11 protein-coding genes and 2 pseudogenes are annotated in these 13,290 nt (G+C 71.7%); 5 read left to right on the plus strand and 8 right to left on the minus strand.

Annotated elements, in window-relative coordinates; all coding sequences use genetic code 11:
- Nucleotides 1-46: 46 nt before the first annotated feature.
- Genes FM051_RS38865 through FM051_RS38875 form a run of 3 tightly spaced genes read right to left on the minus strand, consistent with a single transcriptional unit; the run spans nt 47 to nt 3,661 of the window.
- Nucleotides 47-1,093: an ABC transporter permease gene (locus tag FM051_RS38865; RefSeq protein WP_158852126.1), complete on the minus strand. Its 1,047-nt coding sequence runs from the start codon at nt 1,091-1,093 to the stop codon at nt 47-49.
- Complete coding sequence (locus FM051_RS38870; RefSeq protein ID WP_158852127.1) at nt 1,083-2,150, minus strand: ABC transporter permease; 1,068 nt, start codon at nt 2,148-2,150, stop codon at nt 1,083-1,085. The genes FM051_RS38865 and FM051_RS38870 overlap by 11 nt, the downstream gene beginning before the upstream one ends.
- Nucleotides 2,147-3,661 (minus strand): sugar ABC transporter ATP-binding protein, encoded by a 1,515-nt coding sequence (locus FM051_RS38875; protein WP_158852128.1) that lies wholly within the window; start codon nt 3,659-3,661, stop codon nt 2,147-2,149. Before FM051_RS38875 ends, FM051_RS38870 begins: the two co-directional genes overlap by 4 nt.
- A gap of 204 nt (nt 3,662-3,865) precedes the next feature.
- Between FM051_RS38875 and FM051_RS38880 the strand changes: the two genes are divergently transcribed.
- On the plus strand, nt 3,866-4,933 hold the full coding sequence (locus FM051_RS38880) for a LacI family DNA-binding transcriptional regulator (RefSeq protein ID WP_158852129.1): 1,068 nt from the start codon (nt 3,866-3,868) through the stop codon (nt 4,931-4,933).
- 103 nt (nt 4,934-5,036) lie between these two features.
- Nucleotides 5,037-7,976, plus strand: a complete 2,940-nt coding sequence (locus FM051_RS38885; protein WP_158852130.1) for a CHAT domain-containing protein — start codon at nt 5,037-5,039, stop codon at nt 7,974-7,976.
- A gap of 16 nt (nt 7,977-7,992) precedes the next feature.
- Here FM051_RS38885 and FM051_RS38890 read toward each other — a convergent pair whose 3' ends face one another.
- Both FM051_RS38890 and FM051_RS38895 read right to left on the minus strand, forming a co-directional pair.
- Nucleotides 7,993-9,678, minus strand: coding sequence for a CATRA conflict system CASPASE/TPR repeat-associated protein (locus FM051_RS38890; protein ID WP_158852131.1), 1,686 nt, complete (start codon nt 9,676-9,678; stop codon nt 7,993-7,995).
- On the minus strand, nt 9,659-10,081 hold the full coding sequence (locus FM051_RS38895; RefSeq protein WP_158852132.1) for a CATRA system-associated protein: 423 nt from the start codon (nt 10,079-10,081) through the stop codon (nt 9,659-9,661). The genes FM051_RS38890 and FM051_RS38895 overlap by 20 nt, the downstream gene beginning before the upstream one ends.
- Before the next feature lie 448 nt (nt 10,082-10,529).
- Here FM051_RS38895 and FM051_RS38900 point away from each other — a divergent pair, with 448 nt between their 5' ends.
- The gene (locus tag FM051_RS38900; protein ID WP_158852133.1) at nt 10,530-10,802 is read left to right on the plus strand and encodes a DUF1876 domain-containing protein; all 273 of its coding nucleotides are present in this window, start codon (nt 10,530-10,532) and stop codon (nt 10,800-10,802) included.
- A 26-nt stretch (nt 10,803-10,828) separates the two neighbouring features.
- On the opposite strand, the gene FM051_RS38905 is transcribed toward FM051_RS38900, so the two are convergent.
- The 3 genes and pseudogenes from FM051_RS38905 to FM051_RS38915 all read right to left on the minus strand — a co-directional run.
- Nucleotides 10,829-11,071 (minus strand): hypothetical protein, encoded by a 243-nt coding sequence (locus FM051_RS38905; RefSeq protein WP_158852134.1) that lies wholly within the window; start codon nt 11,069-11,071, stop codon nt 10,829-10,831.
- Complete coding sequence (locus tag FM051_RS38910) at nt 11,061-11,606, minus strand: RNA polymerase sigma factor (protein WP_158852135.1); 546 nt, start codon at nt 11,604-11,606, stop codon at nt 11,061-11,063. The genes FM051_RS38905 and FM051_RS38910 overlap by 11 nt, the downstream gene beginning before the upstream one ends.
- A pseudogene (locus tag FM051_RS38915) lies at nt 11,599-12,771 on the minus strand (sodium:solute symporter family protein); the annotation flags it as partial. The pseudogene FM051_RS38915 and the gene FM051_RS38910, both read right to left, overlap by 8 nt.
- A 32-nt stretch (nt 12,772-12,803) precedes the next feature.
- On the opposite strand from FM051_RS38915, the pseudogene FM051_RS38920 reads away from it, so the two are divergent.
- Together FM051_RS38920 and FM051_RS38925 are read left to right on the plus strand one after the other, a co-directional pair.
- Nucleotides 12,804-12,914: pseudogene (locus tag FM051_RS38920) on the plus strand (DUF3311 domain-containing protein); the annotation flags it as partial.
- Nucleotides 12,911-13,246 (plus strand): hypothetical protein, encoded by a 336-nt coding sequence (locus tag FM051_RS38925; protein ID WP_158852138.1) that lies wholly within the window; start codon nt 12,911-12,913, stop codon nt 13,244-13,246. The pseudogene FM051_RS38920 and the gene FM051_RS38925, both read left to right, overlap by 4 nt.
- Nucleotides 13,247-13,290: the final 44 nt, after the last annotated feature.

Consider the following 13,290-nt stretch of genomic DNA (forward strand, 5'->3'; position numbering starts at 1 on the left):
GCCGTCCTGGAGAACAGGCGGCACGCGTGGAGTCGACGGGGCTTGGTCATCCCCGTTGATGTCGTCGTTGACGGAGCCACGAGCGGGCCATTCCCACGACGTTCGGTACGACCACCGAGGTGATCAGAAGAGCACCGGTCACGACGTTCAGCGTGTCCGCCGGGACGTCGGCCAGTTGGAGGGCGTTGCGCAGGCTGCCCAACAGCAGCACACCGGCCAGTACGCCGAGCAACGTCCCGCGTCCACCGAAGATGGACACACCACCGAGCAGGACGGCGGCGACCACCGCCAGTTCGAGCCCGGAGCCGTTGTCCGCGCGGGCGCTGGCGTAGCGCAGCGTCCAGTAGACGCCCGCCAGTCCCGCGACCGCGCCGGAAGCCACGAACAGCCAGAACTTGGCCCTGTTCACCGAGACGCCGGCGAACGTCGCCGCCTCGGCGTTGTTGCCCATCGCGTACAGCGACCGGCCGAACGGGGTCCAGTGCAGCACCACGGCGAAGGCCACGGCCAACACCACGGCGATCAACACCGACCAGGGCACCGGGCTGCCGCCGATGGTGCTCGACGCGGCATCCGTCCACTGCCGGGGGAAGTCGGCGACCGCCTGGTCACCCAGCACCACGAACGACAGCCCCCGGTACGCGGCGAGCGTGCCGATGGTGACGGCGAGCGAGGGCAGTCCGAACTTCGTCACGAACACGCCGTTCACCACGCCCAGGACCGCGCCCAGCACGACCACGAGCACGACGATGAGCTCCAGGGGCAGTCCCGCCACCCACAGTTGGCCCATCACGGCGCTGCACAGGCCCAGCGTGCTCGCGACCGACAGGTCGATCTCGCCGGTGATCACGATGAGCGTCATCGGCAGCGCGATCAGCGCGATCGCCACGATGTCCATCAGCAGGAACTGGGTGTTGCGGGGGCCTGCGAACCCGTCGACGGACGCTCCGGCGCCCACCACGACGACCGCCAGGACGATGACCACCCAGGTGTCCCACCGGGTGAACAACGCTCGCCACAGCGCGCCGGCCCGGCGTGCGCCCGGCTCCGGAGCAGGTGCTTCCGGGTGTGCGTACAGCGTGTCATGCGCCATGGGAAGTCCTCCCTCGCAAACGGTTGGCCGCCCGTGCCGCCAGCAGCCGCTCGAGCCCGATGGCGGCGAGGATCAGGCCGCCCACGACGGCCTGCTGCCAGAACGGGTTGATCCGCAGCACGGCCAGCGAGCTGCCGATCGTGGTCAGCAGCACCGCGCCGACCGCGGCGCCGTACACGCTGCCGCTGCCGCCGAAGATCGCCACGCCGCCGACCACGGCCGCCGCGACGACCTGCAACTCGATCCCGGTGCCGACCGTGGCGTCGAGGGTGCCGAACCGCGCCGCGTACAGCACGCCCGCCAACCCGGCCATACCGCCGCTCACCACGAAGGCGATGAACACCCGCCGCCCCACCGGGATGCCCGACAGGCGGGCCGCGTTCGGCTCGGAACCGATCGCGTACAGCTCCCGTCCCGAGCGGTAGGACTGCAGGTACGCGCCGACCAGGAGCACCACGGCCAGCGCGATGACCGCCAGCAGCGGGATGCCCAGCAGCGTCGACGTGCCCAGCCGCAGGAATCCGGACGGCATGTCGGCGGCGTTGATCTGCTCGCCCTTGGCCCACGAGTGGTCGATGCCGCGGAACACGTACAGGGTGCCCAGGGTGATCACCAGCGCCGGCACCCTGGCCGCCGCGACGAGCACACCGTTGACCACACCGCACGCCGCGCCGAGCGCGATCCCGACGAGCACCGCGACGAGGATCGGTGTGCCGGGCGCCGCGCCGAACAGCTTGCCCGTCGCGAACGCCACCAGTCCCAGGACCGCACCCACCGACAGGTCGATGTTGCGGGAGACGATCACGACCGTCTGCCCGACCGCCAGGATGACCAGGATCGAGGCGCCCAACAACACGTCGCGGATGCTCTGCGCGGACAGGAACGCCGGGTTGGTCACCGTGGTCACCGCCACCAGCAGGAGCAGCGCGACGACGATGCCCAGTTCCCTGGCCACCAGGATGCGCCGGCCGAGACCGGTGCGCCTGTCCGGCCGTTGCCCGTCCACGTCGGACCGGTCGGCGCGTTGCGCGCCGGCGTGCTTCTCGGAAGTCTTCATGCCGCCGTTCCGTTCTGCCCGGTCGCCGCGAACATCACCGTCTCCTCGTTGGCCTCGGCGCGGCTGAGTTCGGCGGTGACGCGCCCCTCGTGCATGACCAGCACGCGGTCGGCCATGCCGAGCACCTCGGGCAGCTCCGAGGACACCATCACCACGGCCATGCCCTGACCCGCCAACCGGGACATGAGCCGGTGCACCTCCGCCTTCGTGCCCACGTCGATGCCCCTGGTCGGCTCGTCGACGATCAGCACCTTCGGCTCGGTCGCCAGCCACTTGGCCAGCACGACCTTCTGCTGGTTGCCGCCCGACAGGGTGCCGACCGCGTCGGCCAGGAGCCCGTACTTCACCTGCAACCTCTTGGTCCACTCGCGCGCGGCACGCCGCTCGGCCCGCCCGGACAGCAGTCCGACGCGCGCCAGCGCGCCCAGCCGGGTGAGGGTGGCGTTGCGCTCGATGGACAGCTCCATCACCAGTCCCTGCTGGCGGCGGTCCTCCGGCACCAGCGCGAGCCCGGCGTTCATCGCCGCGGCGGGCGACCCGGCGGGCAGCCGCTCGCCGTCCACGTGCACCTCGCCCTCGTCGAGGCGGTCGATGCCGAAGATCGCCCTGACCACTTCACTGCGCCCGGCGCCCACGAGGCCGGCGAGCGCGACGATCTCACCGCGGCGCACCGAGAAGGTGACGTCGGAGAACACGCCGTGGCGCGTCAGGCCGCGGACGTCGAGCACGACCTCCCCCGGCTCGACCTCCTCCTTGGGGAACAGCGCCGAGACATCACGTCCGACCATCCGCCGCACCACCTGGTCGACGGTCAGGTCGGCGGTCGGGTCGGTGGAGACCCAGCGGCCGTCCCGCATCACGGTGATCCGCTCGCAGAGCGAGAACACCTCGTCGAAGCGGTGCGAGATGAACAGCACCGCCGCGCCCTGCGCGCACAGGGTCCGGGCGACCGCGAACAGCCGCTCGACCTCGACGCCCGACAGCGCCGCGGTGGGTTCGTCCATGACGAGCACGCGGGCGTCGACCGACAGCGCCTTGGCGATCTCGACCAACTGCTGGTCGGCGATCGACAGGCCGCGCGCGGGGCGGTCCGGATCGAGGTGCACGCCCAGGCGGCCGAACAGCTCCTCGGCCTCCGCCTTCATCGCCGCCTTGTCGATCCGGCGCAGCCGCCCGAGCGGCTGACGGCCCATGAAGATGTTCTCCGCGACCGACAGGTCCGGGAACAGCGTCGGCTCCTGGTAGATGATCGCGATGCCCGCGGCACGCGCGTCGGCCGGGCTGCCCAGCACCAGCGGCGCGCCGTCCATCTCGATCGCACCGGAGTCCGGGCGGTGCACGCCGGCCAGCATCTTGACGATGGTCGACTTGCCCGCACCGTTCTCGCCGACCAGCGCGTGCGCCTCGCCGCCGTGCAGTGCGAACGACACACCAGCGACGGCGGCAACGGCGCCGAACGACTTGGTGACGTCGCGGACGGCCAGCAGCGGAACGGCGTCGTCCCCCGCCATGCGGCACCTCCAATTGAAAGGTTTCAAGTTCAGCTGGCTGAACGTTACGCCGACGGAACATTCACCGTCAACGGATGTCACACGAAAAAGGCTGGTCAACTTCCGTCTACACTGGCCGGACGAGAACCGGCGAACACGCGCTCGGGGGACTTACGCGCACGCTCCGGACTCACTTGATTACACGTTTCAATCAAGGACGGGCGCATGACCACCGCGAAGTCGAACCCCCCGGAAGCACCGCGGCCCACAGGCGGGTCGAAGCCTGCGGGCATCAAGGACGTCGCCGAACGCGCCGGGGTGTCGGTGGGCACCGTGTCCAACGTGCTGAACCACCCGGAACGGGTGAGCCACCGGACGAAGGCCAGGGTCGAGACCGCGATGGCCGATCTCGGGTTCGTGCCCAACGAGTTCGCGCGCCAGCTCCGCAGCGGGCGCAGCAACACCGTCGCGTACGTGATGCTCGACGCGTCCAACCCGTTCTTCATCGACGTCGCCCGCGGCATCGAGGAGGCCGCCGACGCGGCCGACGTGTCGCTGTTCAGCTGCAACAGCGACAACCGGGTCAGTCGCGAGTCGACCTACCTCAACCGGCTCGAACAGCAGCGCGTCCAGGGCATCCTGATCACGCCCATCGACCCGGACGCGGCCATCCTGGACGAGCTGCCCCAGCGGGGAACCCCGGTGGTCATCGTCGACCGCAACCGCGGTGGGAACACCCACTGCACGGTGGCGGTCGACGACGTGCTCGGCGGAGCGCTCGCCGTCCAGCACCTCATCGAGGCGGGACACGAGCGCATCGCCTACATCGGGGGTCCGGACACCCTCGGCCAGGTCCGCGACCGGCGGCTCGGCGCCCTCAAGGCCGTGACCGAAGCGGGCATGGCCCCGGACGCCCTGGTCGACCTGAGGACGTCGGCGCTCAGCGTGGCGGAGGGCCGCAACGCGGGCGAACGCCTGGCGGGCCTTCCCGCGGCGACCCGCCCGACCGCGGCGTTCTGCGCCAACGACCTGCTCGCGCTCGGTCTGCTCCAGACGTGCGTCGGCCTCCGGATCCGCGTGCCGACCGACCTGGCCATCGTCGGCTACGACGACATCGACTTCGCCGCCGCGGCGGCGGTGCCCCTGACCTCGGTTCGGCAACCCCGCCTCGACCTGGGCCGCACCGCGGCGAAGTTCCTCCTGGACGAGGCCGGCAACCCGAACCACGAACACAGCCAGGTCCTGTTCACACCCGAACTGGTGGTCCGCGCCTCGACCCAACGGCGGCAGTAGGGCCACCCATTGATCGGCTGTCGGTGCTGTGCCGCCGTTCCCGGTCGAGGCGGTCCGCCGCGTTTCCCCCGTTCGGGACGGTGATTGCGGTACAACTGGTGCGGTGCGGGGAGAACGTGCGCGGGCAGCGGTCACAGACCGCGTCGACAACGCGCCGGACTGGTTCTTGGCGGCTATCGACGACGACCCGGTGGGCTGGGTCGCCCTGGCGGACAGCACACTTGACGAGTCTACTGTGGACAGACCGGTGCTCGACGTGGTGGCCGCACTGATGCGGTTCACGCTCACCGAGATCTCGCCCCGACACCCGTTGCGCGAGAAGTGCCTGAGACTGTTCGCCGTCGCACGGATCAACTCGGCGCAGTACCACGGCGACGAGGAGGCCTACACCGAGTTCGAGACCGTGGTGCGGTTCGAGGCCGAACACCTGCCGGACCACGACCCGATGCGTGCCCGGCTCACCGGGATGCTCGACTCGGTCGCCGCGAAACGGCGGGAGTCGTTGCGCGACGACCGGATCGACGAGGCCAGGGCACTGCTCGACCGGTTCGAGGCCACCGAGGACGAGGCCTCGCTCGACGAGGCCATCGCGCGGTACCGGGCGGTAATCCTCGACATCGCGGAGGAGTCCGACAAACGGGGCCCGCTGGGCAGCCTGGGGCTGGCGCTCGTCCTGCGCTACCAGCTGCACGCCGACCCCGGTGACCTCCGCGCGGCGATCGCGGCGTGGCGGCGTGCCCTGGTCCACACCTCGGGCAACAACGCGCGCGTGCAGTTGGTCGCGAATCTGGCGGGTGCGCTGCACAACCTCTTCGACCTGGAGCGGGACGAGGCGGTGCGCGAGGAGGCGTTCCAGCTGATGAGGTCCGTCCAGGACGAGGGCGAGGCCGAGATGAGCAGGCTCAACAACCTGGCCGCGGGCCTCGTCGCGCGCTTCGCGGAGACCGGCGACACCCGTGCGGCGGATGAGGCGATCGGCCTGCACGAGCGCGCGATCGCCATGACCGACCCGGCCGATCCGCAGTACGCGAGCCGCCTGCACAACCTGTCCGAGCTGTTGAACGCCCGGTTCCCGCCCGAGGAGCACCCCGCCGTCGTCGACCGGTCCATCGAGCTGTCCCGCCGGGCGTACGCCGCCGAGAACACCCCGCCGCGCCAGCGGTTCACCCTCGCGCTCGCCCTCGCGGCAAGCCTCAGCATGCGGTACAAGCAGTCCGCGGACCTGGCGAGCCTGGAGGAGGCCGTCACGCTGATCCGGGTGTTCGTCGCAAACGGCCCGCGCCTGGACCCGGACCGGCCGTTCCTCCTCGGCAAGGCCTCCCTCATCCTGTCGACGTACTACGACGCCACCAGGGATCCGGCGGTGGCGCGGGAGGCGGCGGCAGTGGCCCGCGAGGCGTTGCACGGCCTGCGCCACGACCACCCGCACCGCCCGATGCTGCTGTTCGCGCTGTCCCACGTGTTGAGCCGGGTGCACCACCACACCCGTGACCAGGCGGCGCTGGTCGAATCCCGGCGGCTGGTGGCGGAGGCCGCCGCACTGCCCGACCAGTCACCGCTCGACCGGGCCGGGATGCTGGTCATGGTCGCGGAGGAGTGCACGGCGGAGCAGCGGTGGGCCGAGGCCGCCGACGCCTACGGGCGGGCGATCGGGTTGTTCCCGATGCTGGTCTCACGGCGGCTGACCCGAGGCGACCAGGAGCTGCGGCTCGCCGAACGCACCGCGACCGTCCGGGACGCGGGCGCGGTCGCGTTGCAGGCGGGGAGCCCGGAGCAGGCGCTGGCGCTGATCGAGTACGGCCGCGGCACGCTCTTCGCGCAGTCGCTGGAGAACCGCGACGACTTCGAGGACCTGCACGCCGAACACCCCGACCTGGCGCGTGAACTGCTATCGCTGCGCGACACCCTGGCCACGTGGACAGCCGAGGGCGCCGCGGTGGGCGACGACCACCACCGGCTGGCCCGGCGGTGGGAGGAACTGGTCGCCCAGGTCAGGGAAATCCCCGGACAGCAAGGCTTTCTGGGGCAGCCTCAGGTCGCCGAACTGCTGTCCGCCGCCGAACGCGGCCCGGTCGTGGTGTTCTCGATCAGCCACATCCGGTCGGACGCGCTGATCGTGCGCCCGGACGGCATCGAGGTGGTGCCACTGCCCGGCGTCACGCCGGACGTCGTGGAACGCAACGCGCGCGAGTTCCTCGCGGCCGTCGCGGACGGCGAGGACGGCGAGGACGGCGAGGACGTGACCGACATCCTCGGGTGGCTGTGGGACGCGGTCGCGAAACCGGTGCTGGACCACCTGCCCGACAACCCGTCGCAACGGGTCTGGTGGTGCCCCACGGGATCGCTCGCGTTCCTGCCCCTGCACGCGGCAGGCCGCGACGGCCACGGCGTGCTGGACCGGGTGGTGTCCTCCGGCACGTCCACGATCCGCGCCCTGCTGCACGCCCGCCGAGCCGGCACCTCCCCCGGCACCGACACTCTCGTGGTGGCGGTGCCCAGGGCCGAGGGAGTGCCCCCGCTGCCGGGCGTGGAACGGGAAGTGGCGCTCCTGGAGGACATCCTCCCCGCGACGACGGTGCTGCGCGACGCCCGCCGAGCCGAGGTGCTGGCGCAGATCACCCGATACGGCTGGGCGCACTTCGCGTGCCACGCCTTCACCGACACCGCGCACCCGTCGGAAAGCCGACTGCTGCTGGCCGACGAAGCACCGCTGACCGTCACCGACATCGCCCGGCTGAGGCTGGACGCCGACCTCGCGCACCTGTCGGCGTGCTCCACGGCCACGGTCGGGTCGGTGCTGCCGGACGAGGCGATCCACCTGGCGTCGGCGTTCCAGCTCGCGGGCTACCGGCACGTGGTGGCCACGCTGTGGCCGGTGCGCGACGCCTTCACCTCCCGGTTCGCCCGGGACTTCTACGCCGTGGTGACCGAACACGGCGCCGACAGCGCGGCAACCGCCGTACACCTGGCGACGCGCCGACTCCGCGACCGCCTACCCGACCACCCCGAGATCTGGGCGGCCCACATCCACACCGGTCCTTAGCCGTGTTGATCGCCGGTCAGCCCGTCCACAGCCAGGCGGTGGTCACCAGTTCCTTCGCCCGGACGGTGACGCGGGTGAACTGCTCCCGGGGCAGGCCGGGGACGCCTTCGGCGACCACGAACGAGTGCAGCGGGTCCGACAGGGCCACCGCGAGGTCGCGGTCGGGGTTGTCGGCGACCCACCGGCGCAGCGGCTTGCTGTCCAGCAACCGGCCCGTGTTCGTCACCGTCGCCCCGCCGAACCCGAGTTCGGCCAAGCCCACCGGCCCCACGTCGGCGGCCATGCGCACTCGCATCCGGTCCTGGAACACCCTGTTGTCGTGGGCGAGCCGCTCGGCGGTGGACCGCAGCAGCACGGGCAGCGCGCGCTGGACGTCGAGCCCTTCGGGCAGGAACACCAGGACCCCGTCCCCCGTGCCCTGGCGCTCGGTCTCGGACAGCGCCACGCCCATGTCGGTCAGCACGAGCCGCACCACGGTGGCGAGCCGTTCCTGGAGGCTTTCCTTCGCCGGCGAGTCCCGACCGCCGTAACCGACGATGTCGAGCATGAATCCCATCCGGATGGGACGGCGCGCGCGCCGGTTCGGTGGCGTGCCCCGACGCGTGGTGCCGACGCGGGTGACCGCCGGCGTCAGTTCCCGCACCTCCTGCGCCAAGCGGCTGCTCTCGGCCAGCTGCGTGAGGGTGTGGTCGAGCTGGCGGTCGAACCACTCGGCCAGTCCCCGGTCACCGTGCAGCGGCTCGTCGAGCACGGCGGCCATGTTCGTCCGGGCGATCTCCGAGACCTGGCGCAGCCGGCGCAGCGCCGACATCGCCGCGGCGATGTCCACCTGTCCTCGGTGCAGTCCGCCCGCCGCCACGGGGTCGGCGCGGGCCCGATCGACCTGGTCGTCCACCGCGGTGCGCAGCCGTTCCAGGGACGCGAGATCACGGCGCCACACCTCGACCGAGTAGCGGAGTTTGGCGGCGTGCATGAGGTAGCGGGCCAGTGGCGGCATCTCGGCCGTGCCTCTGCTCCACGTCCACGCGCTCAGTTCCCGGTCGCGATCGGCGGGCGCCAACACGACCAAGGCCCGGTCCGTGCCGTGATCGCCTTCCGGGTCCCACACCGACAGGTGCGCGGCGGGCGACTCCGATGCGAGCCACCGGACCCGATCGCCCAGCCCGTCCGGCAACGCGGCGAGGACGGCATGGTCCACAGCCGGCCGGTGCTCGCCCTGGCTGAGCTCGCCTTGGCTGAGCTCGCCTTGGCTGGGCATGCCCTGGCTGAGCTTGCCCTGGAAGGCCCGCACCGCGCCGAGCCACCCGTCGGCGTCCCGGCCGACCACCTCACGCCAGATCCGGTCGAACTCGACCCACCCCGGCGGCACCGCCGAACCGCCGCGCAACCGCCGCGCCCTCGTGTCACCGGGCACCGCGAGCACCAGCGACAGGTTCAGCACGTCGTGCGACTGGCGCAGCACCACCTGCACGTCGGCCGTGCCGTTCTCCAGCGCGGCGACCGCCTGGTCGGGCCGCGCCGACCTCAGGTTCTCCGGCAGGTCGGCCGGCAGCCCCGTCGCCGCGATCGGGTGCACCGCGCCCAGGTCACGGCAGCGCGCCCAGATCGCGCGCAGGCCGGCCTCCACCACCGGGTCGGGCGGGTCCGCCAGCGGCGCGAACAGGTGTCCGACCAGCTCCTGGTCAGTCGGCGCGTCGCTCATCGGACCGCTCCGCGTCGCGCGCCTGCCCGTCTTCCGCCACGAGGCGGCGGACGAGCGAATTGACGATCTCCAGCACCGGCGGAGGTGGTGGTACCGCGGGTTCCGCACCGATCCGCGTGATGCGCGTCGGCGACGCCAGCTCGAGCTCGATCGTCGCGACCCGGAGACCCTCGACATCACCGCGTTCCACCGCGCCGGCCAGCGCGGCCAGCACGTCGGCCACGGTCGCCCACCGGACCTCGGTGAGCTGCCAGGACCTCACGTCGCCCAGGACCGTCAGGGCGTCGTCGGCCGATTCGTCGTCCAGGTCGGGAAATACGCTGCTCATGCTCCGGTGCACCTCGATGCGAATGCGGGCAGGACGGTGACGTCCCGCTTCCAATTCGTACGCGGCGAGCAGCACGGCCGGCAACACCACGGCCCAGAACCGCACACGCCGTTCGGGCGAGGCGGGGAGCACGCGCGTGAGGTCCTCGGCCAACGGCCCGTCCCGGGGCGTCGGTCGTGCACGGTGCCGCACCTCGTCCAGATCCTGATGATCAGTGGACGCCGAGCGTAGGCGCGCGACCGGTCGTTCTCCGACGCACTTTTGCGGTAACCGCCACAGAGCTGATCGGGCTGACGCCGTGCCACGGGAGTCGATCACCCCGGTGTGCGAGGACTCTGCTATCGCCTGGTGAAGGCCGCTGTGCCGGAACCGTCCGCTCGGGCTGTGGCGACCGGTGGTCCGCGCCTCCACCCAACGGCGGCAGCAGGGCGTCGTACCCCGACGTTCACCGGTCAGGATCGGCCCCCCGGCGACGGCCGACCACAGGCGTTACCGTGACCGTGAGACCCGAACGGAGGAACCGATGAACACGACCAAGCAGTGGCGCGTTGACGTCACCATCGACGAACACGAAGAGAAGACGAGGGCCACGGCGCGTCTGCGCACCGGGGACGACGACACCCACCTCGTGGGCGTCGGTACCGCGAGGCTGAACCCGGCCGACACCAACGTCCCGGAGATCGGGGACGAACTCGCCAGCGCGAGGGCGCTGTCGGACCTGGCGCACCGACTCCTCGACGCCGCGACGGCCGACATCGAGGGCATCACGCACAGGCCGGCCCACGTGCCCCTGTGACCGCGGGTCCATCCGGGACAGCGGAGTTACCGGGCGGTAGGATCGTTGAAGATGATGTGCTGCTCGGGTGGCGCGTCGCTGAGCGCCCACAGGGCGATGCCGTCCGCGGCGACGATCACGGCGGTGGCCAGCGCGGCGACGACGAGCCGCCGGCGTCGTTCCCGGCGCCGCCACCGGCTCTGGACCTGGAGGAACGCGTCGGGCGAGGTCCGCACGCCGGACGCCATGGTGCGCAGCGCTTCCTCGATCCGCTGTTCGCTAGCCGTCACCTTGCGCCTCCAGCACCTTGCCCAGTTTCGCCATGCCCCGCGCGGTGTGGGCCTTCACCGCGCCGGCGCTGATGCCCATCGCCTCCGCGATCTCGGCCTCCTTCAACCCCAACCAGTACCGCAGCACCAGCGCCTCGCGCTGCCGGGCCGCCAGCCCGCGCAACGCGGCCACCAGTGCCCGCTGGTCATCGCGCACGAGTGCCTGCGACTCCGCCGAAGCCACGTCGTCCTCGCGCACCCACTCGACGTGCTTGCGGACGACCTGCAGGTGGCGGACCCGCATGCGAACCAGGTTCACGATGACCGCACGCAGGTAGGGTAGCGCCGCGTCCGGCGACCGCAGCCGCTTCCAGCCGCGGTGCAGCTCACAGAACGCGTCCCCGACCACGTCCTCGGCGTCGGACTCCGCGCCCAGCAGCGTCGCCAGCCGGACCAGGTCGAGGTGGTGCCGCTGGAACAGGTCGGCGAGCGCCGCCTCCCGGTCGGCGTCACGGGCGGCGAGCGTCTCGACGGTGTCCGGCCCCTCGTCAGTCACCGGCCCGGTCCGGTGACGACAGCGTCAGGGCGGCGCTCACCGCGAACGCGACGGCCAGGTTGATCACCAGGGCGACCACCGCCGCGTACACCTGGACACCACCGATGACGACCACGGCCGAGAACCCGCCCGAGGTCACCAGCAGGGTGCCCGCGAGCATCCCGGCGGCCCAGCCGGCGAGCAGACCAGGCGAGGTCAGCCGGCGCAGCGGCCCGAGCGCCACGGCGGGGAACGTCTGCAGCACCCACACCCCGCCCAGCAACTGGAGGTTGATCGTGTCCTGGGCCGCCAGCACCAGGACGAACCCGAGCGCGCCCAGCTTGACCAGCAGCGACACGAACCGCGCGATCGTGGTCTGCTGCTTGGGCGTGCTGTTCGGGTTGACGTACTCGACGTAGACGTTGCGGGTGAACAGCATCGCGGCGGCGACCGACATGATCGACGCCGGCACCAGCGCGCCGATGGCCAGGGCGCCGAACACCAGCCCGGCCGCCCAGCCGGGCATCAGCCCCTCGATCAGCATCGGCACCGCCAGTTCCGCCTGCCCCCGCGCGGTGACGACGCCGAGTGCGTGAGCGGCGACACCGAGTAGCGCGAACAGGCCCAGCAGCGCAGTCCAGCCGAGCAGCGCGACGGAGTTGCGGCGCAGCACCTGCTCGTCACGCGCGGCGAACGCCCCGGTCAGCACGTGCGGGTACATCAACAGCGCCAGCGCCGACCCGATCGCCAGCGTCACGTACACAGTGGACAGGCCGGGGTCGAGGTGGGTGGTGATCACGCCGCCGTCCACGCCGGCCGACACGACGTCCGGCGGTCCGGTCGCGCGCCGTTCCGCCCGCGCGAAGACGTCCGCCGGGTCACCGAGCAGCACCACGATCACCACGATCGCGGCGAACACCAGCACGCCCTTGAGGAAGGCGATCACCGCCGCCGCGCGGATGCCGTTGCGGTAGGTCGCCACGGCCAGCACCGCGAACACCACGCCGAGGATCACGTCGCCCACCACGCCCGCCGGGTAGACGCCGAGCACTGTCAGCACCGTGCGGATGCCCAACAGCTGCAGCGCGACGTACGGCATCGTCACCAGGATGCCGGTGAGCGCGACCGCGAGAGCCAGGCCGGGCGAGTCGTACCGGACGCGCACGACGTCGGCGATCGTCACCGCACCCGTGTCCCGCGCCTCCCGCCAGGGTCGCGCCGCGGCTGGCGGGCGTGCCGTTCTTCTACTGGTACCAGTTCGGGTGCCTGCTGCTCACGGCCCTGTTCCTGGGCGTCGCGCTGCGCCTCGCGAAGCCGGGGGCGAGGTGACGTTCCGGCTGGACGCCTTGGCGCGCAACGCGCTCCGCCCCGACGAGGTCGTGGTGGTCGACTGGCACGTGACGGGTCTGTGCTGCGCCGACTCGGGGGAGTTCTCCGTGCGGGCGCTGCGCCGCGGCCGTCTCCCCCGCCGCTTCCGGCCCGTCGACGCGTTGCCGCACAACATCGTCTACGCGCACCCCACGGCGTGGGCGCACCTGGCCAAGCGTGACGTCGCGGTCAGTTGTCGACGTGCCGGTCCGCTGCGGTGGTTCACCACGGACCTCCCGCCCGACGCCGGCCTGCGGGCGTGCCTCGGCAGGCTGCCACCGCTGAACGCCTGACTCGCACCACCCACAACCGACCGTGCGCCTCCAGCGCGGCCGGG

It is taken from the genome of Saccharothrix deserti, from assembly GCF_009769385.1.
Classification (GTDB): domain Bacteria; phylum Actinomycetota; class Actinomycetes; order Mycobacteriales; family Pseudonocardiaceae; genus Actinosynnema; species Actinosynnema deserti.